Annotated in this window: 16 protein-coding genes; 3 read left to right on the top strand and 13 right to left on the bottom strand. The window is 35.7% G+C overall.

The window, feature by feature from the left end; genetic code table 11:
- Positions 1-135 precede the first annotated feature (135 nt).
- Entirely contained in the window at positions 136-1,230 is a 1,095-nt protein-coding gene (locus IGJ18_RS06450) for a DUF871 domain-containing protein (protein WP_010719272.1), read from the bottom strand.
- Between the two features lie 184 nt (positions 1,231-1,414).
- On the opposite strand from IGJ18_RS06450, the gene IGJ18_RS06445 reads away from it, so the two are divergent.
- The gene (locus IGJ18_RS06445) at positions 1,415-2,173 is read left to right on the top strand and encodes a peptidylprolyl isomerase (protein WP_010719273.1); all 759 of its coding nucleotides are present in this window, start codon (positions 1,415-1,417) and stop codon (positions 2,171-2,173) included.
- Between the two features lie 127 nt (positions 2,174-2,300).
- Here the strand turns inward: IGJ18_RS06445 and fabZ are convergent, their stop codons facing one another.
- Complete coding sequence (fabZ, locus tag IGJ18_RS06440) at positions 2,301-2,741, bottom strand: 3-hydroxyacyl-ACP dehydratase FabZ (protein ID WP_010719274.1); 441 nt, start codon at positions 2,739-2,741, stop codon at positions 2,301-2,303.
- 216 nt (positions 2,742-2,957) lie between these two features.
- Between fabZ and fabI the strand changes: the two genes are divergently transcribed.
- A complete protein-coding gene (fabI, locus tag IGJ18_RS06435; protein WP_010719275.1) occupies positions 2,958-3,713 on the top strand; it encodes an enoyl-ACP reductase FabI in 756 nt (251 codons plus the stop codon).
- 451 nt (positions 3,714-4,164) lie between these two features.
- Here the strand turns inward: fabI and IGJ18_RS06430 are convergent, their stop codons facing one another.
- The gene (locus IGJ18_RS06430; protein WP_438843041.1) at positions 4,165-5,178 is read right to left on the bottom strand and encodes a branched-chain amino acid aminotransferase; all 1,014 of its coding nucleotides are present in this window, start codon (positions 5,176-5,178) and stop codon (positions 4,165-4,167) included.
- A gap of 168 nt (positions 5,179-5,346) precedes the next feature.
- Between IGJ18_RS06430 and IGJ18_RS06425 the strand changes: the two genes are divergently transcribed.
- Positions 5,347-6,261 carry a mechanosensitive ion channel family protein gene (locus IGJ18_RS06425; protein WP_438843040.1) on the top strand — a complete coding sequence of 305 codons (915 nt, stop codon included), beginning with the start codon at positions 5,347-5,349 and terminating at the stop codon, positions 6,259-6,261.
- 90 nt (positions 6,262-6,351) lie between these two features.
- Here the strand turns inward: IGJ18_RS06425 and cbpB are convergent, their stop codons facing one another.
- From cbpB to IGJ18_RS06375, 10 genes are all read right to left on the bottom strand, one after another.
- Complete coding sequence (cbpB, locus tag IGJ18_RS06420; protein ID WP_010719279.1) at positions 6,352-6,852, bottom strand: cyclic-di-AMP-binding protein CbpB; 501 nt, start codon at positions 6,850-6,852, stop codon at positions 6,352-6,354.
- Positions 6,853-6,959: 107 nt separating this feature from the next.
- Positions 6,960-7,472: a metallophosphoesterase gene (locus IGJ18_RS06415; protein WP_010719280.1), complete on the bottom strand. Its 513-nt coding sequence runs from the start codon at positions 7,470-7,472 to the stop codon at positions 6,960-6,962.
- Complete coding sequence (rph, locus tag IGJ18_RS06410) at positions 7,469-8,818, bottom strand: ribonuclease PH (RefSeq protein ID WP_438843039.1); 1,350 nt, start codon at positions 8,816-8,818, stop codon at positions 7,469-7,471. The genes IGJ18_RS06415 and rph overlap by 4 nt, the downstream gene beginning before the upstream one ends.
- Before the next feature lie 3 nt (positions 8,819-8,821).
- A complete protein-coding gene (racE, locus tag IGJ18_RS06405; RefSeq protein ID WP_010737494.1) occupies positions 8,822-9,643 on the bottom strand; it encodes a glutamate racemase in 822 nt (273 codons plus the stop codon).
- Positions 9,644-9,912: 269 nt separating this feature from the next.
- A complete protein-coding gene (locus tag IGJ18_RS06400; protein ID WP_438843038.1) occupies positions 9,913-15,585 on the bottom strand; it encodes a hypothetical protein in 5,673 nt (1,890 codons plus the stop codon).
- Between the two features lie 561 nt (positions 15,586-16,146).
- Positions 16,147-18,981 (bottom strand): hypothetical protein, encoded by a 2,835-nt coding sequence (locus IGJ18_RS06395; protein WP_438843037.1) that lies wholly within the window; start codon positions 18,979-18,981, stop codon positions 16,147-16,149.
- A gap of 32 nt (positions 18,982-19,013) precedes the next feature.
- On the bottom strand, positions 19,014-19,493 hold the full coding sequence (locus tag IGJ18_RS06390; RefSeq protein WP_438843036.1) for a hypothetical protein: 480 nt from the start codon (positions 19,491-19,493) through the stop codon (positions 19,014-19,016).
- A 477-nt stretch (positions 19,494-19,970) separates the two neighbouring features.
- Complete coding sequence (locus IGJ18_RS06385; RefSeq protein WP_223603268.1) at positions 19,971-20,369, bottom strand: DUF4430 domain-containing protein; 399 nt, start codon at positions 20,367-20,369, stop codon at positions 19,971-19,973.
- A 111-nt stretch (positions 20,370-20,480) separates the two neighbouring features.
- On the bottom strand, positions 20,481-21,044 hold the full coding sequence (locus IGJ18_RS06380; protein WP_438843035.1) for a cob(I)yrinic acid a,c-diamide adenosyltransferase: 564 nt from the start codon (positions 21,042-21,044) through the stop codon (positions 20,481-20,483).
- Between the two features lie 22 nt (positions 21,045-21,066).
- Complete coding sequence (locus IGJ18_RS06375; protein WP_240273978.1) at positions 21,067-23,565, bottom strand: vitamin B12-dependent ribonucleotide reductase; 2,499 nt, start codon at positions 23,563-23,565, stop codon at positions 21,067-21,069.
- Between the last annotated feature and the right edge of the window lie 40 nt (positions 23,566-23,605).

Below are 23,605 nucleotides of genomic sequence, written 5' to 3'. Positions count from 1 at the left end.
CTTGACAAATTATTTAGACTAATCAATTTTTCAATCATTTTTACAAAAAAACTTCAAAACCAGTAGAATTCACCGGCTTTGAAGTTTACCCGATGTTCTTAGCTTTTAAACAAAAAATTTAAAAGTTAGGAACCATTATTTTTTATTTTCGATCATTTTAAAACTTGACCACGGTTTTAAGAAGTCTAATAAGAACAATTCATCTTCTGAAATACGTCCGACTACATTCACACGACCGTCATTTTTCATCTCTTTTAGCGCAATTTGAGTTTCACCTTTGTATTGGTCATACCCCACATTATCAATCAAGACATCCCCGCGAGACATGTCCCGGGTATTATGTGGTGGGAATGGTTTATCTTTATAGTAGATCCGTGTCATTGTTGATCGAAGGATATATTCTGAACGATCACCACGATAGCTGTGGAGATTATCAAACAAACAAATCCGTTCATCTTCGGTGATATCTTCTTCAACATCTACTTTCAATGTTGGATAATCTGCATTAAATGCTTCTGCCATCGCTTTTAGTTCTTCCTCGCTTGCATAAGCATTACCGATAGAAATATCATCGATCAAACCCGTAAGCATCAAGTGCTTGACTTGTGTAGAAATCTCTAAGTTTCGATGATCTTCAAGCGAACACAACCCGTCTTGCGTTGGCCATGGTCCGAAATCAGCGGTTTGAGAATTGACGAATGCCATTGTATTCAAATTATAATTTCTAAATTTTTCTGAGCAATACACAAAATGATCATAACTCAAACCAGAATAGCGATGAGGGTAAAAATTATGAGACCCTAACAAATTATTAGTATTCGGAGAATAACTCATGATGTTGTCAACATAACTAGTTCCAGAACTCATATTGATCTCAATCTTAATACCGTATGGATTACGTGTCATTTTTGCTTCTTCAGCTCCCGTAAACCCGATATCTAAACGGATGCCGTACGCTCCCATCTTATGGAAAAAGGAAAGATCATCGTAGGATATCCCTAATTGTTCAAATAATGCTGGATTGATATCTACCATAACTTCCATTCCTAATTGGTTCGCATATTCCACAACTTTAGAAAAATCAGCTAAAACCTTCTCTTTGTCATCTTCTATTTGTAATAAGCTAGTAAATACACGTTTGAATCCATATTTATGTGCTAAATCCAAATATGCTTTGTCCTTTTTGAACGTTGAACGTTCCGGATAAATCGAAATACCTAATTTTCCCATCAGTTGAATCCTCCCAAAATCTTTTTTGTATCCACTTACATTATAACAAAAGCGCTTTAAATGGTCTACACCTTTGAGAAAAGTGATCATAAACGAAGAAATTATGAGAAAAAGAATAGGTAAATTGAACATTATTTGTTATCATTATAGATAACAAACTGATTATCTTTGAAAGGAACCAAAAATGAAAACAAAAAAACTTCTTTTAAGTATGGGATTGGTTGCAACCCTACTATTTGCAGCAGGGTGTAATCAAAGTGAACCAAAAACAAACACTTCTGAAACAACAAGTTCAACAGAAAAAACAACGGAAAGCAGTACAAAAGAAAGTGTCGATTTAAACGCACTCCCTCTTCCTCAATTGAGCAATGAGGTCGCTGCCAATGAAGATCTGGTTGAGATGGTCACATCAAAAGGGACAATCAAAATGAAATTATTCCCTGAATTGGCCCCTAAAGCAGTTGAGAATTTTATGACACATGCTAAAGATGGCTATTACGATGGCTTGACTTTCCACCGAGTGATCAAAGATTTCATGATCCAAGGAGGCGATCCTAAAGGGGATGGTACTGGCGGTGAAAGTATTTGGGGCAAAGGATTTGAAACTGAAATATCTAACCAGCTTTACAACATCCGCGGAGCTTTATCCATGGCACGTGCCCAAGATCCTAACAGTAATGGGAGCCAATTCTTTATCGTCCAAAACTCAGATGATATGCATGACGGACTATTAAAAGATGATTACCCTCAAGCAATCATCAATGCGTATAAAAATGGTGGCTATCCTAGTTTAGATGGTGAATATACGGTCTTTGGACAAGTCATCGAGGGAATGGACGTTGTAGATAAAATCGCAGAGGTTGAAACAGATGCCTCAGATAAACCAAAAGAAGCGGTTAAAATTGAAAAAATCAATATCTTACAAGAAGCGAAAGAATCATAAGACGAATCATTAAGTAAAAGCCGAAGAATAACGAAAGGTACTCCATTGCCCTTCGCTGTTCTTCGGCTTTTACTGATAACTGGGTCCTTGTAAATTCTGCTTTTATAAAAAAAGCCGCTTTACCCAATTAAGCATCTTTGTTCACAATAAAAGTAAACTCACACTCACAAACTTTTTTATCCTCGACATAAGCCGCAGATAAAGCGGTCCCTACTGCACCCTTCATTTTTGTGATTTCAAAATGACATTTCATCACGTCACCAGGAACCACTTTCTGGCGAAATTTCGCTTTGTTAATCCCACCGATATACGCTCTTTTGCCTAAAAATTCTTCTGATTTTAAAATCAGAATCGATCCAGCTTGCGCTAAGGTTTCTAGAATCAATGCACCAGGCATTACTGGATTATCAGGAAAGTGTCCTTGGAAGAAATCTTCATTGATCGTTACATTTTTCGTTGCGACGATTTTCTTTCCTGGTTCTAAGGTATCGACATAATCGATATAGCATATTGGATAACGATTGGGAATCAAGTCCATTACTTCAGTAGCTGATAATACGTAAGACATAATATACTCCTTCTTTTGGCTAATTGCCTTGATTATTACTTTGATTATCAAAGTATCATATTCTTAAATTTTTAGCAATCTTTTTTTATTATTAAAAAAAATAGTTTGACAATCAAAGCATTTTGACTAATAATAGAAAATCAAGAGGTTATTATTTTGCAATTATTGTTTATTATACAACCTATTAAATCTTTTTAAGATCAAAGGAGTGTCAATATGTCTTTTTTAGAAGGAAAGAAAATCGTCATTATGGGCGTCGCAAATAAGCGAAGTATTGCTTGGGGTTGTGCCGAAGCAATGATGAAACAAGGTGCTGAGATCATCTACACTTATCAAAATGAACGCATGAAAAAATCATTGCTTAAATTAGTCGGCGAAGATGCCTTTACGGTGGAATGTGATGTATCAAGTGATGAAAGTATTGAAAAAGCAATGGATGCAATCGGCGAATATGCTGGAGAAATCCACGGCCTAGTACACGCGATCGCATACGCAAACAAAGAAGAATTATCAGGAAACGTATCCGATATCTCACGTGACGGCTATCAATTAGCGCAAGATATCAGTAGCTATTCATTAATCGCTGTAACAAAATATGCACAAAAGTATCTAGCACATAACAGCGGAATTGTAAGCATGTCTTATTTAGGATCAGAACGCGCTATTCCTAACTACAACATGATGGGAATCGCAAAAGCATCTTTAGAAGCAGCCATCCGTTACTTAGCTGCAGAACTATCTCCTAAAGGCATTCGTGTCAACGGTATTTCAGCTGGGGCGATCAAAACATTAGCGGTTACTGGCGTGAAAGATTACCAAAAATTGATCCAATTATCTGAATCACGTACACCAGATCAACAAGGTGTGACGATCGAAGAAGTCGGGAATGCCTGTGCCTTTTTAATTAGCCCATTATCAAGCGGAATGATTGGCGACATCGTTTATGTAGATAAAGGCGTCCACTTATCTTAAGAGAACCCTATTTACTTTAGTCATCCCATTTAAAACAACACGAATCGCTTTTTATTTAAGTAAGATAACGGAAAAATTCGTTTAACACTAACGAACTCACCGGTTTCAAATAAACTTTAAACGACGACCTACTATTGATAGGCTTATCAATAGTAGGTCGTCGTATTTTGATTGATCCCTAAAAAAATATGAGACCCAGACAATGATACGCATGAAATATGCCTATCTAGATTATTGTGACAGATTACAAGCCATTTGATTGTTAAAATATAAATAGTTTATATTTTAATATGAGTGAAATTGTATTTTCTATTTGGTGATGGATAAACTCTTCTAAAGTAGTATGTGGCAAGAAAGCTTGTAGAACTAATTTTATAAAAAAACTAGGACAGATCGTCTTTATCTGTCCTAGAAATCGTAGCATCTCTTTTTTATTAGATTATACTGTTGTTTATTCGACTAGTTCGATCCAACCCTCAGGCGCTTCTACATCGCCAAACTGGATCCCTGTCAATTCATCATACAATCGTTTAGTTACAGGACCAACTTCTGTTTCGCTATGGAAAACATGTAAGTTATTTTGATAATAGATCCCTCCGATCGGTGAGATGACCGCTGCTGTGCCACACGCTCCTGCTTCGGCAAATTGGTCTAATTGATCAATAAAGATATCCCCTTCGACAGCAGTTAAGCCTAAACGCTCTTCAGCCAATTGTAAGAGTGAATATTTCGTGATACTTGGTAAAATCGATGGCGATTGCGGTGTGATAAATTGCCCATCTTTAGTAATACCAAAGAAATTCGCTGCACCGACTTCTTCAATTTTCGTGTGAGTAGCAGGATCTAAATACACGCAGTCTGAATAATCTAATTCCTTCGCTTGTGTACCTGGCAACAGACTAGCTGCATAGTTCCCTCCTACTTTTGCTGCCCCTGTTCCATTAGGTGCTGCCCGGTCGTACTCTGATACGATAAAGTTCGTTGGTTTCAAACCACCTTTAAAGTAAGCACCAACTGGTGTACAGAAAACGACAAATAAGTACTCTGGCGCTGGGTGCACACCAATGTTTTCACCGACACCAATCAGAAAAGGACGTAAGTATAATGTTGCGCCTGTTCCATAAGGTGGTACAAATGCTTCGTTCGCTTTGACTACGTCTTTCACAGCTTCAATGAACATTTTTTCTGGTACCATCGGCATCAATAACCGTCTAGCACTTTGATTCAAACGACGACTGTTTTGATCTGGCCGAAAAAGATTGATCTTGCCATCTTTTCTTCGGTAAGCTTTTAATCCTTCAAAGCATTGTTGTCCATAATGAAGCGCTGGAGAACCTTCATGGATTGTTAAATAGTTGTCTTCCGTCAATTCTCCTTTTTCCCATTGACCATCTTTCCACTTTGCAACGTAACGCCAAGGAGTTTTGATATATGAGAAACCTAAATTATTCCAATCCAATTGCATATTCATTCCACCTATCTTTGTTTTGTGAATATTTTAGCACTATCCTTGAGGTTTGTCATTTTATTTTTTGGAAAATTTCTGAAATTTGAAACAGTTTTGCTGATTTTCTTTTTCCCTCGTTCTTGTTACAATACAGTAGTGAGTATATATTTTAGAAAAGGGGATCTTATGTTTTTACAACTAGCGACAACAGCAACCACTTCCACAGGTGAAACATTAACTGACCAAGCAGTCCACCAAGTGAATGCTTTCCAACGTTTCTGGAATACGATCGATTGGGATGCAATTTTTGCAACCTTTATCCAAAAAGGACTTTATTTAGTTTTTTTAATTCTTTTATTTGCCATACTCAACCGTGTCGGAAAATATTTAATTGATAAATCTTTTAAACAATATTCTAAGAAATCGGTTTTGAATGAAAGTCGTTTAAAAACGTTACACAGTCTGTTAAATACGATTTTCCAATACACGATGGGTTTTTTCTTTATTTATGCGATTTTATCCGTCATTGGTGTTCCGATTGGTTCATTGTTGGCAGGAGCGGGAATCGCTGGGGTAGCAATTGGATTGGGCGCACAAGGCTTTATGAGTGATGTGATTACTGGCTTTTTCATTATTATGGAACAACAAATGGATGTCGGAGATTATGTAAAATTAGCGAATCTGTCAATTGAAGGAACAGTGGCTTCTGTCGGTATTCGGACGTTACAGTTAAAAGCCGTAGACGGTACGGTCCACTTTATTCCCAATCGAAACATCACGACTATCAGCAACCTATCCAGAGCGAATATGCAAGTTCTACTTGATATTCGCATCGTGCCGGAAGAAGGCTATGATTCTATCTACGAAATCATCGATCGTGTAAATCAACGATTAGCTGAAAAATACCAAGACGACTTACAAACTGAACCAACAATTTTTGGATTAGTCGATTTAGGGAACAGTAATTTTGCGATTCGAACCATTTGTTATGCCTTGAATGGGAAACAATTTGTTTTGAAAGAAGAATTTTTGAGTTCTTATGTAAAAGAATTGACAACAGCAGGATTTACCATTCCTAACAGCCCGATCGGCTTGAAATAAAAAAGATTGAGACGATTCCTTACGCTTTCCATTAAATGACCTTAATGGAGAAATAAGTGTAATCAGTCTCAATCTTTTTTGCTTTAATCGTTAACTAACGATGTCTAACTTTTCTTTTAATTCTTCGACTTTAGGCGAAACAATGTTTCGTCGTTCCAATTCATGCACCATATAGTTGACTGCCTTTAGTAGTTCTTTTCGAGTAATGATCCCTTTAAAAACTTTGTCTTCTGTAACAACCGGTAGAAAAGGTGAATCAACTAATAAATGGAGAACTTCTTCTAGTTCCCAATTTTCATCGATCGTTGCAACATTCGTTTCCATTACATCTGCAACGGTTAGTCCTTCTAATGGGTCCATACTGATCGTTTGTAGATCGATCATTTTATTGACGACATCAGATAAGCTAACTAATCCCACAAAACGGTCATCTTTTCCTAGTACAGGGATCTTCGTATAACCTACTTTCGATAAAACAAGCAAACCATGTGATAATGGATGTTGATACATGACGTTCGCTACATTTTCAGCCGAGATCAAAAAAGTCTCTCGATTTTGTAGCAATAACTCTCTTACAATCGGTCCAATCATTGGAGGGCCTCCATTTCAATTTCATTTCAACATAATTATTTTACCGAAAACGGATGCAAAATTCATATAAAAAATCGAGATTTTAGTAAAAATTAGAGATTTTTTGCTTACAAGGAAAAAGTGAAAGCCAGTTCCTCGACAGGTTGATGCGCTCGATTATAATATTGAACATTGACTTGTTCTCCACTGTGTTCAATCAAGGCATAAGAAGGGATTTGGATCGGTCCTCGTGGTTGCGAAATGCTTCCAGGATTCAAATACAAGACCCCTTCTACTACCTCACAACCAATTTGATGCGTATGACCAAAAAAGACCATCGTTGCTTGGTTGGCTTGCGCTTCAAGCGCTAATTGAGTAAGACCAAAACGAACATTTGCCAAATGTCCATGAGTGATAAATATTTTATCTTTCCCAGTATCAACCCACTCTTTTTCAACAAATCCCGGTCCGAAATCACAATTTCCCTTGACTACATGGAAGTGCGTCCACAATTGATCTTCTGGCGATAATTCTGAATCGCCACAGTGAAAGAAGAAATCCACTTTCGTTTGATAACGTGCAACTAGATCAGCTAAGATTTCCCGATCACCATGGTTATCACTGACAACTAAATAGTTCATTTGTTTTCACCTTCCAACCAGTTTTGCCATACTTGGCTCAATTTTTTCATTGCTTGTGCCCGGTGGCTGACTTGGTTTTTTTCTTCACTTGACATTTCGGCTGCAGTTTCAGTTGAACCGTCAGGAATAAATAGTGGATCATACCCAAAGCCGTTGTCTCCTCTTGGGATTCTTCCTACTTTTCCTGGCCATTGCGCTTCCACCACTAGACTTTCTTTATCCGGTGCAGCAAAAACCAAGGTGCAATGAAATTGCGCCGTTCTTTTCTCATCAGGAATCTCCGTCATCTCATAAAGTAATTTCGCATTGTTTCCTGCATCACTTTTGTGTTCACCGGCAAATCGTGCAGAGTAGATTCCTGGCATGCCACCTAAAGCATCTACTTTCAAACCAGAGTCATCAGCTAATACAGGTTGATTCAACAAATAAGCAATCGTTTCCGCCTTCAGACGAGCATTTTCCTCAAACGTTGAACCAGTTTCTTCTACATCAGGTAATTCAGGATAGTCAAACAATGTTTTGACTTCATAACCAGCTTTGCCAAACATCGCTTTAAATTCTTCTGCTTTCCCAGCATTTTTGGTAGCAATAACGATCGTCTTCAAATCGTCCTCTCTTTCTGCTCGTTGCTCGAACAAGACATTTTTTTGTTCAAGAATCAATTGCTCAATCGCCGTTTTTCCATAAAAGAGCAGATCGTTTAATTGTTCTCCATCAAAGGTTGCTTCTTCCCCAGTTCCTTGAATCTCGACAAATTTGCCAGATTCAGTCATGACTAGATTCATATCGACTAACGCTGCAGCATCTTCTTCATAATCTAAATCTGCCACACATGTCTGATCGGGTAAAATCCCAACACTGATAGCAGCTAAATGTTCAATAACTGGATCTTCACGTAAAACTTTTGTTTGAAGTAACTTTTCGACTGCTAATTTTAACGCAATAAAAGCTCCTGTGATGCTAGCCGTTCTTGTCCCACCATCTGCTTGCAAAACATCGCAATCAATGATAATACTACGTTCGCCTAACTTTTTCAGATCAACGACCGCTCTTAACGAACGACCAATCAACCGTTGGATTTCCATTGTGCGTCCTGAAAGTTTTCCTTTGCTGCTTTCTCTTCGATTTCTAGTATGAGTCGCACGTGGCAACATGCTATATTCTGCTGTTACCCAACCAGTTCCTGTTTCTCTTAAAAATGGCGGAACGTTTTCTTCAATCGTAGCAGAACAATTGACGATCGTATCACCAAAGTGAATCATAACAGAACCTTCTGGATGTTTAAAAACATTTGTTTCAATCTTTATTTTTCTTAACTGCTGAGGTTGTCTTCCATCGTGACGCATCTGTTATTTTCCTCCTAATTCAATATGCTCAACATTCAACTGATCGAGCATCAACCAATCTTGTGCAATCTCTTTAAAAAGCTTAGCTGAACCAGTCGTATAGAATTGGCATAACGTCCGCCCCTCATTGACTGAATTGCTGATTTCAAAATAGTCCAGCAACATCGAAACTTCCCCGACAGTCTCTGCACCTGAATCGATTAATGTTACACTTTCTCCCATAACGTTTTGGATAATCGGACGTAACAAAGGGTAATGGGTACAACCCAATACTAATGTATCGATTTTCTTAGTAACCAATGGCGCTAGTGTCTGGGCAACGATTTTTTTTGCCACTGACGAATGATATTCATTACTTTCCACTACCGAAACGAATTTTGGACAAGCCAAACTAGTCACGGCAAGTTCAGGTACCTTCGTTTTCAGCGCTGTTTCATAAGCACGACTTTTGATCGTTCCGAGGGTTCCGATAATCCCTACTTGTTTATTTCTTGTTTGTTTAACAGCTGCTCTTGTCCCAGGTAAGATCACACCAATGACTGGAATAGGAAGTGCCGCCTTGATTTCTTCTAAAGCAACCGCAGTAGCAGTATTACAGGCAATCACTAACATTTTGATGTTTTGTTCCACCAAATGATTCGTCATTTCCCAAGTAAATTCGATCACTTGTTCTGCCGGTCTAGGACCATAGGGGCAACGGGCAGTATCTCCAACATATAAGATATTTTCATTTGGTAATTGTTTCAATGCTTCTTTGACCACCGTCAATCCACCAACACCTGAATCAATAAAACCAATCGGGCGATTATCAGTCAATAGTATCATCCTTTTTCTCAATAAATTCTATCTTCCTTATTGTGGACTTTTTAAGGTGATTTTTCAAGTACTACCTTTGTACTTCTATCCATAAAGCTTGAATAGCTCACACAGTCGATCTAAAGAATCACTAGTTTGACTTAATGAGCTTAAGTTAGTTGTTTTTAGCAGATGAAGATTGCTCTTTATCTACACTTATCATGAATGATTGCGATTCGTTTTAGAGATACTAGAAGAGACTGAGACAAGTTTTGTCCCAGTCTCTGAGCAATTATGGTTTATCGACTAACTTCAGCTGATCCTTGAGATAAAGAATTCATTTGTTTTATATTTTTGTTTGGTTTTGGTAGAGTATTTTGTTCCGATCCTCGATTACTTAGTCTTTGATTCAATGGTAATGGAACTTGATCTATTGGATTTGGGTTTGTTCTATCTAGTTCGGGAAGCTTACTTAGCAAAGTTGTTTTTCCATTGATTATTTCGTTAAGCTCTTTTTTATCTTCGTTAGTGAGAGTAAGCATATAAGGTATATTGCGTCTATTTATTTCATTAAGTTTTCTGCTACCAATAAATTCCGCCATCGTAGATAGCATTTTGGGTTCTACCTTTTGGTTCTCTTTAAGTGCTAATGCAGTGTTCATTGCTCGAGATAACAAAAGCGCGTTGTCATCCACTACTTCAGCTATAGTCTTCCCATTTATTTTAATGTCTGCTTCATTTTCTTGTTTTTTATCTGTTTGTTGTTTCGCTCTTTCTCTGATTATATCCCGAAGTGCTTCTTTTTCTTCTATTCTCATGACAAGATTATCAGAAAGTGTATCCATATACTTTTCATCAAGATAACTATTCTCAATGGTAATTGCTATTTCATGTAAATCCTTTGGAGAGGTAGTTTTATTCTCTGAAAGTTGATAATTTACTTTTATTGTTTCAGCCAATAGGGAGACTATCTTATTCTGTACCACAACATTTAATAGATTAATCCGGGCTGGTGCTTTTGGTAAAGTTCCTGGTTTTGGCGACGTATTTGGTTCCAAGCCAGGAGTATTCTCACTTTGATTTAGTAGAGTTCTTAAATTTGGTTTTGGTGATGTCTGTAGTGGATCCTTTGGGTTTGAATCTAAATTGTTAAGTCCTTGACTTAATGTTGAGCTTAGGTTCATTTTAGCTGGTTCTTGTGAAATTTCGAGTTCCTTATTAAGCAACGTTGTTTTTTCATTTATTATTTCACTAAGCTCTTCTTTATCTTCTTTAGTCAGAGTAAGCATATAAGGTATGTTGCGTCTATTTATTTCATTAAGTTTTCTGCTACCAATAAATTCCGCCATCATAGATAGTATTTCTGGTTTTACCTTTTCGTTCTCTTTAAGTTCTAATGCTGTGTCCATTGCTCGAGATAGCAATAGTGCGTTGTCATCTAGTACTTCAGCTATGGTCTTCCCATTTATTTTAATGTCTGCTTCATTTTCTTGTTTTTTTTCTGTTTGTTGTTTCGCTCTTTCTCTGATCATATCCCGAAGTGTCTCTTTATCTTCTCTTGTCATGACAAGAGCGTTTGAAACCGTATCCATATACTTTTTATCAAGAGAACTATTCTCAATGGTAATTGCTATATTATGTAAATCCTTTGGAGAGATAGTTTTATTCTCTGAAAGTTGGTAAGCTACTTTTATTTCTTCAGCCAATAGGGATACGATCTTATCATTTATTACACTATTTGAGCATATATTCCGAAGCTTGTCTTTGTCTGCTTGTGTCAAGGCAAGCGTACGCATGAGCTCCAGTTTCTGGTCTATATTTAGGTTTAAATTCACAACCTCATTTGCTATTCTATGTAGTTTATTCGGGTTTGCAGGTCGTTTCTCTGAAAGCTGATGCTTATTTGTAATAGTAGTAGCAACAGCATGTACATTCTGCTGAAATAATTGTTCTGATTCTGTTGATTTTTTTTTGACATTATTACGTCTTTCATTCGCAATATGTTTTGCTATTTCCTTTAGATCATATTGGGCGTTAGGTTGGTATTTTTTTATAATAGCTATATTAGCAGCTTTCTTTTGTTCTTCGTATATAGATAGAAGAGTGTCTTGATCTTTTTCTGGTATTTTAAGTTCGAGAATGACCTCTCTTTTCTGTTCATCAGTAAGATCTAAATTCGCAATCTTTTTTGCTGTTTTATTTAGTTTTTCTGGGGAGTTAGATTGATCCTCTGAAAGTTCATATTTAGTTGTAATAGCTAGAGTAGCAACTTTCTTAATTACTTGTATTTTTTTTAGTTCTTTGTATATTGTCCCAAGAGTGTCTCTATCTTCTGTTTCTATTTCAAGTAGATGAATAATTTCCTTTTCCTTTTCCTGTGCTTTACTAAGATTTAAATCTATAAGCTCATTTGCTATTCCCTTTAGTTTCTCTTGAGGGGTCGTTTTTTCAATTGAAAGTAGATATTTACTTGAAATAGCTGTAGCTATACTAACTCTTTCCCAATGCAATTTCTGCAATTTCTTCTCTAATTTGTTCGAATACATCTTTTGAAGAGTGTCTTTATCTTTTTTTGGTATTTCAAGTTCGAGAATAACCTCTCTTTTCTGTTCGTCACTAAGATCTAAAGCCCAAATCGTTTTTGCTATTGCCTTTAAATTATTCTGGGAGTTAGATTGATCCTCTGAAAGTTTATATATATTTGTAATAGCTATAGTAATAGCTTTTATGTTAGCGTCTTTCTGACTTTCTTGTATTATTTTTAATTCTTTGTATATTGTCCCAAGAGTGTCTTTATCTTTTTTTGGTATTTCAAGTTCGAGAATAACCTCTCTTTTCTGTTCATCACTAAGATCTAAATCCACAATCGTTTTTGCTATTGCCTTTAAATTATTCTGGGAGTTAGGTTGATCCTCTGAAAGTTTATATATATTTTTAAAAGCTATAGTAACAGCTTTTACGTTAGCATCTTTCTGATTTTCTTGTATTTTTTTTAATTCTTTGTATATTGTCCGAAGGGTGTCTCTGTCTTTTGTTTCTATTTCAAGTAGGTAAATAATCTCATGTTCCTGTAATGTACTAAGATTTCGATTTATAAGCTCATTTGCTATTGCCTTTAATTTCTCTTGAGGAGTAGTTTTTTCAACTGAAAGTTCATATGTATTTGTAATAGCTATAGTAGCAGCTTTTATTTCAGCGTCTTTCTGACTTTCTTGTGTTTGCAATAAGTCTCGTTTTTCTCTGTATATTTCCTCAAGAGTAGCTCGATCTTCTTTTGAGATTTCAAGTTTAGCAATAACCTCCCTTTCCTGTTCTTCACCAAGATTTAAATCCAGGATCTCAGTTGCTATTGCCTCTAGTTTCTCTTTGGGGACAGATTGGTTCTCTAAAAGTTGATATTTATTTGTAATACCTAGAGTAGCATTATTTATTACCTGCGTTATTAATTCATTTACCTTGGGAATTTGATCATTTAGAAGCTCATATACATCATCTCTATTTATAATATGTAGATCGGAAATAAAGTTATAACACGTACTAGGTTTCAAAGGAAGATAATAGAATTTATCAAGGTCTTCAATTAGTGCAGCTTTTGTTTTTTCCGATAAAGGCGTGTTTGAATTAAGGTTATGTTGTTCATTAAGATAGTCAATAAAAAAGGTTCTATCTATGCTTTCCATTTCAATAGTTCTTTGTTGTAACAGGTTTTTCTCTTCTGGATTCAATGGACGATTGGAGATGTTTCCTTCGGTTGAAGTTGGATCATCTTTAGAAAGATCTTTATCTAATGCTGCTAGTGTTTCCATATTAGTAGATTGCTTTTTCTCTTCAGTTAGTTCATAAGCAAGAGCAGGCTGATCATCGGGCTGTGCTATTTTATTGCTTGGTTGTAACAGTTTTTTCTCTTCTGGATTCAATGGAAGATTGGAGATGTTTCCTTCGCTTGAAGTTGGATCATCTTTAGAAAGATCTTTATCTAATGCTGCTAGTGTTTCCATATTAGTAGATTGCTTTTTCTCTTCAGTTAGTTCATAAGCAAGAGCAGGCTGATCATCGGGCTGTGCTATTCTATTGCTTGGTTGTAACAGTTTTTTCTCTTCTGGATTCAATGGACGATTGGAGATGTTTCCTCCGCTTGAAGTTGGATCATCTTTAGAAAGATCTTTATCTAATGTTACTAGTGTTTCCATATTAGTAGATTGCTTTTTCTCTTCAGTTAGTTCATAAGCAAGAGCAGGCTGATCTTCGGGCTGTGCTATTCTATTGCTTGGTTGTAACAGTTTTTTCTCTTCTGGATTCAATGGACGATTGGAGATGTTTCCTCCGCTTGAAGTTGGATCATCTTTAGAAAGATCTTTATCTAATGTTACTAGTGTTTCCATATTAGTAGATTGCTTTTTCTCTTCAGTTAGTTCATAAGCAAGAGCAGGCTGATCTTCGGGCTGTGCTATTCTATTGCTTGGTTGTAACAGTTTTTTCTCTTCTGGATTCAATGGAAGATTGGAGATGTTTCCTTCGCTTGAAGTTGGATCATCTTTAGAAAGATCTTTATCTAATGCTACTAGTGTTTCCATATTAGTAGATTGCTTTTTCTCTTCAGTTAGTTCATAAGCAAGAGCAGGCTGATCTTTGGGCTGTGCTATTCTATTTCTTGGTTGTAACAGTTTTTTCTCTTCTGGATTCAATGGAAGAAGTAAAAGGATTCCTGCGGTTGAATTTGGATCATATTTAGAAAGTTCTTTACCTAATGCTACTAATGTTTTCACATTAGTATGTTGATTTTTTAGTTTATACTTTTTGGTTAATCTATAAGCAAGATTAGGCTGATTTTCGGGTTTTACTATTCTATTTCTTGGTTGTAACAGGTCTTTCTCTTCTGGAATCAGCGGAAGATGTAAGAGGATTCCTGCGGTTGAATCTGAATCATATTTAGAAAGTTCTCTATCTAATTTTGCGAATGTCACCGGATCAGTACGTTCCATTTTTAGGTTATACTTAACGGTTAACCTATCAGCAAGTTCAAGTCGATCTTCGGGTTTTACTATTCTATTTCTTGGTTGTAACAGGTTTTTCTCTTCTGGGATCAGCGGAAGATGTAAGAGGATTCCTTCGGTTGAATCTGGATCATATCTAGAAAGATCTTTTCCTAATGCTACGAATGTTTTTAGATTAGTATGTTGATGTTTTAGTTTATACTTTTTGGTTATTCTATAAGCAAGTTCAAGCTGATCTTCGGGCTGTACTATTCTATTTCTTGGTTGTAACTGCTTTTTCTCTTCTGGAATCAATGGAAGATGTAACAGGATTCCTTCGGTTGAATCTGGATCATATCTAGAAAGATCTTTTCCTAATGCTGCCATTGTTTTCAGATTAGTATGTTTATTTTTTAGTTTATACTTATCGATTAATCTATCAGCAAGTTCAAACTGATCTTCGGGCTGTACTATTCTATTTCTTGGTTGTAACAGGTCTTTCTCTTCTGGAATCAGTGGAAGATGTAACAGGATTCCTTCGATTGTAGCTGGATCATATCTAGAAAGTTCTCTACCTAATTTTGCGAATTTCTCCGGATTAGTACGTTCCATTTTTAGTTCGTACTTATTGGTTAGTCTATAAGCATGACTTTGCTGATCTTCAGGCCGTACTATTCTATTTCTTGGTTGAAACAGGTTTTTCTTTTCTGGAGTCAATGGAAGATAGAAGAGGATTCCTTCGATTGTAGCTGGGTCATATTTAGAAAGATCTTTTTCTAAAGCTACTAGTGCTTTCATATCATCAGATTTATTTTTCTCAAGTTTATACTTATTAGTTAGTTCATAAGCAAGTGAAGGCTGATCTTCGGCTTGTACAATTACTTTTTTTCCGTTTTTTTTATTTAGTTTCAACCTATCCTTTAGTCTATAAAAAATACCACGCTGATTTTTGGACTGTACGCTTACTTTCTCTCCATTTTTTTTATTTAGTTTTTCCATGTTGTTTTCTCCTTTGCACTTTTATATACTGCTTTATAAATTTATCAGAAAAAAAAGGACATCAAAAACTTTTATTCCCAAATAAAGAAATTCTTGGAATTTAATACCATGGTATTTGTTCAAATTTTAGAATATTATTTTTAATTTCTGAAAATAATTAGTCAAGAATAGTGTTTTCAAAAAAATTATGCATGAATAAAGTTTTATTTGAGTCCACTTATACATAACTATTTCTTTCATAATTTTTTTCTGAATATATTTGCGTAACCACGTGTAGTGATTTGAAAAAAATAGTATTCCTGTATAAAAATATAGAAATACGTAATTTACGGATTTAATTCAATGACATCATGAAAAATAGAAATTTTTTGATTAATTAACGAACAAATGTGAGAAAACAAAAAAATCTGAGAAAGAATGGGGTGCTTTCTTGCCCAAATTTGATTTTGCATCACTCTTCAGTACTTATTGACGAAGAGATGAAAAATATTAACCATCCCTAAAACAGCAAGAGCCGAACAATCCCTTCTCAGAAAATGATTCAGCTTGAGCAATTATGGTTCATCGACTAAATTCATCTAAACCTTTAGATAAGTGAATCGTTGGGTTTAGTGGAGTCTGTGGTTTCGAGCTTAGACTGTTTACTCTTTTTAAAGGATTACCTTTTGATGCATTTGGTTTTAGCGATATCGGTGGTTCCGATCCTAGATTATCCTCACTTTTCTTTAGTAGAGATCTTAATTTTGATTTTAATGACGTCTGTAGTGGCGTAGTGGGTTTTGATTCAAGATTATTTAGTCCCTGACTTAATATTGAGCCTAGGTTCGTTTTAGCTGATTCTTGTAAAGTTTCTACCTGGTTTAGCAACGTTGTTTTTTTATTTATTAATTCATTAAGTTTATCTCTATCTATTTCTGGTATTTCAAGTTCGAAAATGACCTCTCTTTTCTGTTGCTTATTAAGATTTAAATTCAAAATCTCATTTGCTATTGCATCTAGTTTTTTTGGGGGATTAGGTTGGTCCTCTGAAAGTTGATAGTTGGTTATAATAGTTAGAGTTGCATCATCTACTCCATGATAAAAGAACACTTCATCGTCTGTCTTATTTTTTTGTATTTTTAACAAGTCTTGTCTTTCTCTGTACATTGTCTTAAGAGCGACTCTATCCTCTTTTGATATTTCAAGTACTCTAATAACCACCCTTTTTTGTTGCTCACTAAGATTTAAATCTATAATCTCATTTACCATTTTCTCTAGTTTATCTCGGAAGGTAGGTCGGTCATTCGAAAGTTGATATTTATTTGTAATAGCTATAGTAGCATCATTTATTCCCTTAAAAAAAAATGGTGCTGCTTCGGCAAAATTTCTTCTGACAATTTGCTTCTTATTTTTATGAATCAATTGTGCCCTATCGTCACTATACCCATCTTGTGTCCGCCCATTCACTCTAGAGTCTGTCTTACTTTCTTTTATTTTTGGCAATATCTCAAGTTTTCTGTATATTCTCCAAAAAGCTTCTCTATCAGCTTCTGGTATTTCAAGACCATTAATAACCTCTCTTTTTTGTTCATCACTAAGGTTTAAATCTATAGTCTCTTTTGCTATTGCCTTTAGTTTCCTAGGATGAGTAGCTTGATCTTCTGAAAGTTGATATTTATTTGTAATATAAGTAACTGAATCATGTACTAGCTGATTAAATAACTGTAATGCTTTAGCCCCTCTTATTATAACTTCTAACTTACTTTGGGGTGGTGTTGGCCATCTCTGCAGTTCTTTAAATGTTTCGAGAAGAGTATCTTTATATCCCTTTTGTATTCCAAGACGGATAATAACCTCTTCTTTCTGTTCCTCACTAAGTTTTAAATTAAAAATCTCCTTTGCTATTGCCTTTAGTTTCCTTTCGTGGATAGATAGTTCATATTTATTTATAATGCCTATAACTGCATCATCTACTTGCTGATTAAATGATACTTTATCTTCACCTTTTGTGTTCTCATCTATTTTAGCATCTGTCCTACTTTCTTGCGCTTTAAAAAATTCTTGTCTTTCTCTATATATTGTTTGAAGAGTGGCTCGATCTTCTTCTGATATTTTAAGCTCGAAAACAACCTCTCTTTTGTATTCTTCACTAAGATTTAAATCCATAATTTCATTTACTATTGCCTTTAGTTTCTCTTCAGGGACAGATTGGTTCTCTGAAAGCTGATATTTATTGATAATAGCTATAGTAGCATGAATAGCAGCATTGTTTGCTTGCTGATAAAATAACTGTTCTGCTTTCATCAAATTTATTTTGTATATTTTCCAAAGAGTGGCACTATCTTCTGTTTGTAGTCCCAGTTGGAAAATAACCTCCTCTTTTTGTTCCCCACTAAGATTTAAATCCATTATCTCATCTGCTATTGCCTTTAGTTTATTTTCGGGGATAGATAGCTGATATTTATTTATGATAGCTATAGCTGCATCGTCTACTTGCTGATTAAATGATACTTTATCTTCACCTTTTGTGTTCTCATCTATTTTAGCATCTGTCCTACTTTCTTGCGCTTTAAAAAATTCTTGTCTTTCTCTATATATTGTTTGAAGAGTGGCTCGATCTTCTTCTGATATTTTAAGCTCGAAAACAACCTCTCTTTTGTATTCTTCACTAAGATTTAAATCCATAATTTCATTTACTATTGCCTTTAGTTTCTCTTCAGGGACAGATTGGTTCTCTGAAAGCTGATATTTATTGATAATAGCTATAGTAGCATGAATAGCAGCATTGTTTGCTTGCTGATAAAATAACTGTTCTGCTTTCATCAAATTTATTTTGTATATTTTCCAAAGAGTGGCACTATCTTCTGTTTGTAGTCCCAGTTGGAAAATAACCTCCTCTTTTTGTTCCCCACTAAGATTTAAATCCATTATCTCATCTGCTATTGCCTTTAGTTTATTTTCGGGGATAGATAGCTGATATTTATTTATGATAGCTATAGCTGCATCGTCTACTTGCTGATAAAATGATATTTCATCGTCATCTTTTGTAAGCTCTTTTAAATTAGCGTTTGTCTTACTTTCCTGTTTTTGCAACGAGTCTTGTTTTTTTCTATATATTTTCCGGAGAGTGGCTCGATCTTCTTTTGATAGTTCAAGTTTACCAATAACCTCCCTTTTCACTTCCTCATCAAGATTTAAATCCATGATCTCATTTGCTGTTGCCTCTAGTTTTTCTTCGGAGACTGTGTAGTTCTCTAAAAGTTGGTATTTATTTGTAATATCTATAGCAACATCATCTATTACCTGTGTTATTAATTCATTCACCTTTGGAAGTTGATCATTTATAAGCCTACCTACATCCCTTCTAGCTACTATATCCAGATCGAGAATAAAGTTATGATACGTACTAAGTTTCAAAGGAGTATGATAGAATTTATCAAGGTCTTCAATTAGTGCAGCTTTTTTTTTTCTGATAAAGGCGTGTTTGATTTAAGTCTATGTTTTTCATTAAGAAAGCTAATAAACAGGGGTCTATTTTGACTATTTATTATTATTCTATCTTTGCTATTCATTTCAATAGTTCTTTGTTGTAACAGCTTTTTCTCTGCTGGAGAAAGTTTAAGATAGGAGAGGATTCCTTCGATTGAAGCTGAATCATATTCAGAAAGATCTTCACCCAATGTTGCTAAAGTTTCTAGATTAGTATGTTTCTGTTTCTTAATTTTATACTTTTTGGTTAGTCTATTTGCTAGATCTTTAGGTGTTTCTGTTACTGTCTCTCCGTTTTTTTTCTTTATTTCTATATTCAGTTGCTTTTTTTTAAGTTCAAGCTTATTAATTATTCTATTAAAAATACCATGCTGATCTTGAGACTGTATTCTAACTTTCTCTTCGTTGTCTTTATTTATATTCTGTTCCTTGTTTGGCATGCTGTTTTCTCCTTTGAGATTTTATATACGCTTTATAAATTTATCAGAAAAAAAAGTACATAACGAACTTTTATTTCCACAGAAAGAAATTATTGGCATTTTATACCATTGTATTTATTCAGAATCTAGATTATTGTTTTTAATCTCTGAGAATATTTGGCTAAGATTAGTGTTATTAAAGGATTATGCTACAGAAGAATTTTATTTAAGTACCTCTGTACATAACTATTCCTTTAAACTATTTTTCTGAATATTTGCTTAACTACATGTGTTGGTTAAAAAGAGGAAATTTATGACCCTGACTGGTTTTTGTACTATTCATCGACTCTTAATGACATGGAGCCTATTTTCTACCACAATATTTATTAAAGCTAGATAAAAAGACGAAAATCAGTTCTCCTGATTTTCGTCTTTTTAGGCTTGTTCATCCGAAAGATTTGACCGCACACTCAAGTTAATTTTTGAACTGTTACACTCTTACTTGAATGTTGCTAAATTGAACACTATCTGATCGTTAGGTGATAATTTAATATCATTTGCTCCTTTTTCCGCCATTTTGCCGTTGATTGTGAACGTCCAATATAATCCTTTATCTTTGTCTTGTGCATGCCCATCAATTGCCGTCACAAAACCATTGTCTTCTTTCACTGAAAACTGTTTTTTTAGTAATTCCAACAAGGTCTGATTTGGTTGGTAAGTAACGTTTTTTGCCGATAGTTCTTTTCCCTCTTCTTGCAAAGTGATGGTCACTTTTTTTGTAGTGGCTTGTGATTGAGCGCTTGATTGTTCTGTCGTGGTAGGTGATTGACAACCAGTCATAACGATCATACTTGATAAAGCAGCTAATAATACTATGAATTTCTTCAAAAAAAACACTCCTATTTATTAATTTGTAAAAAGAATTAACTTAAGTTATCACTTTAAACATTATAGATATAATTCTTAGACAGTTAGATTTTAATTCAAACAGTAAGGTCTGATAAATAATTAATGGAATACTTTCCCAGCTCGCTCATAGAATGGTTCTTTAATATGATAAACCACATTGACATAACGTGCCAAGACAAAAAAGAGATCCGATAACCGATTAATCAGTTTATAACTCATTTGATTCGTTTCTGTTTCTTCCAAAATCAATTCAGTGATTTCACGTTCCGCTCTTCGGGTCACTGTTCGGGCAAGATGGAAATGCCCTGCTACTGGATGTCCACCAGGCAAGATAAATTTGTCGATAACCGGTAGTTTTTCTTGATAAAAATCAATCATTTCTTCCATTTTCTCCAAATCTTTTTTAGTCACGATCCGTTCTTTGACTTCCGCTGGTGTGGCAAAATCTGTTCCGATATCAAATAGTAATCGTTGAAGTTGGATTAATTGTTCGATCAAAAGTGCAAATTTATCAGGATCTAATTCTGCAACGATCGTTCCTACCCAAGAATTGATTTCATCCACACTTCCATAAGCTCTAACACGAGAAGCTGACTTAGCTAGCCGTTGCCCTCCGATAATACTAGTCATCTCAGCATCACCACTTTTAGTATAGATTTTCATGATACCATGCTCCTTTTTAACCTTATAATCCACACTTTAGTTGTACTTTACAATGGGTGCAAGTACTGCAACCTCCGATTTCTTCAATTGTACCTTCATGACAAATCGGACAGCGCTCTTCACTCGTTGCTGAGTCGTTTGAAGCTTCTGTTAGCAAAACATCTGGGTGTACCTCTGATGTTACTAGCTCATCGGTAAAACTATTTTCTTCCGCTGATAAAGTCAGGACTTGTGAATCTCGGCTACCGTCAACATATACCGTACCGCCTTTTGCCCCACCTTGATAAAGTCGTTCGTAAATATCAGCTACTTCTTTAACACGATATCCCTTAGGTGCGTTGACTGTTTTGGAAATGGAACTATCAACCCATCGTTGGATCGTACATTGGACATCCACGTGAGCTTCTGGTGAAAGCTCCATTGCTGAGACAAAGTATTCCGGTAACTCTGAGGCATCTGCCTCTGGATGTTTCGCTAGATATTCGTCAACGATTTCAGCGTGTACTTCAATGAATTTTCCTAAGCGACCGCTTCTAAAGTAGGAAAAAGAGAAATAAGGTTCCAATCCCGTGGAAACACCAGTCATCGTACCTGTCGAGCCAGTTGGTGCAACGGTTAATAAGTGTGAATTACGGATTCCATAAGTTAAGACACCTTGCCTAATATGTTCTGGCATCTTTTTCATATACCCAGAATGGATAAAACGCTCACGTAATTGTCGTGTTTCTTCTTCGTTCTTACCAACTAAATAAGGAAAACTTCCTTTTTCTTTTGCCAATTCGATCGACGTTTGATAAGCTGTAACGGCAATCGTTTCAAACAATTGATCGACTAACGCATTTCCTTCTTTAGAGCCATACGTTTTGCCGCAATAGATCAATAAGTCGGCTAAGCCCATCACCCCTAAACCAATACGACGTTCCCCTTTTGCTTGTTGCTCATTCTTGTCAAAAAAATAAGGGGTCGCATCAATAACATTATCTTGGAAACGTACACTGGTTCTAACCACTTCTGCAACTTTTTGAAAATCGATTTCTTGGTGCTCATCTACCATATTCGCTAAATTGATAGCCGCAAGATTACATACCGCATACGGTGTCAATGGCTGTTCTCCACAAGGATTTGTTGCAACGACTTTTTGACCATAGGCAGCAGCATTAGTCATCTCATTGGCGTTATCAATAAAAAAGATCCCTGGTTCTGCAGAATAAGTAGCACAGTAAGTGATCAATTCCCAAAGCTCTCTGGCTCGAATTGTTTGATGAACTTTCACTTTACGTCCTGTCGCTTCCCACTCACGAACATCACCGATTTCAGCCCAATGTTGATCATAATCAGCCATTTCTACTTCTGTATACTCGTCAATAGCAGGAAAACGCAAATCATAGGTCTTATCTTGTGCGACAGCTGCCATGAATTCCTTTGTCAGACAGATTGAAATATTCGCCCCTGTTAAGAAGTCAGGATCTTTGACACTATAACTTCCACCCATTTTTAATTTTTGCTTAGCCTCTTTGATGAAAGTTTGTTCTGCAAATTGCAAAAGCCCCTCTTCCTTAAGCAAGACTTCAAATAGCTCCCTTTCTTCTTGAGTTAAAGGAGAAAAAGCTAGTTTCTCACTTGCCAACTGTTTGATTAGCGGGTTTTTACTTGTAGTTATCAACTGTTGCAAGATCAACGGATTCTGGATTTTTGAAATAATAAATTCAAAAATATCTGGGTGCCAATCATTGAGCATGATCATTTGCGCCCCTCTGCGACTTCCTCCTTGCTCGACTAAATGGGTGAGATTAGCTAAATCATTGAGCCAAGAAACAGCACCAGAAGATTTTCCATTTACGCCATGTACGACAGCTGATTTTGGTCTCAAGGTTGAGCCATTCGTTCCTACTCCACCACCACGACTCATGATTTCCATGACTTCTTCTCGGTGTTTTGCTAAACCAGAACGAGAATCTTGAATAAATGGCATGACAAAACAATTAAAGTATGTGACTTCTGATTGCGTACCAGCACCATATAACACCCTTCCTGCAGGAATCAAATTTTGTTCAGTCAATTGTTTGTAAAAATCTTCAAAAAATTCAGCTTTTCTATCGCCCTCGACTTGACTAATTCCGAAAGCAACTCGAGCAGCAATTTGTTCATAATACAGCTCTAAAGGTTTTTCAACTTCACTTTTGTTTCTTTTAACGAATCCACGAGCTATTTCTTCAGGATCAGTCAAAGAGGAGCGAAATTCCTCTTCCACTTCGATCGTTAAATCGTCTCCAGAGTGCTGAATGACCGTTCCAATTCCACGAGCCGGGTATTGTGGATCCGCATGTACCGTCAAGACGACTAGATCACCTATGGTTAACGTCTGATTATGTGGATCTTTGTAAGTATATCGATCCAACATGACCAAGCGTGAAATCCCTTCAAATGTCAGTTTCATTTGTGGATCAATAGGTTTGACCTCTGGATAATTCCGTATATCCTGATTAAGTTTTTCTATATATTTTTTTGAATAAATTCCCATTCCATCGCCACCTTATCATAAAAAACACTATATATAGTGT

It is taken from the genome of Enterococcus sp. AZ078 (genome assembly GCF_051714985.1).
GTDB lineage: Bacteria > Bacillota > Bacilli > Lactobacillales > Enterococcaceae > Enterococcus_B > Enterococcus_B hirae.
The sequence above is the reverse complement of the archived record's forward strand: the minus strand, read 5'-3'. Positions and strand labels throughout refer to the sequence as shown.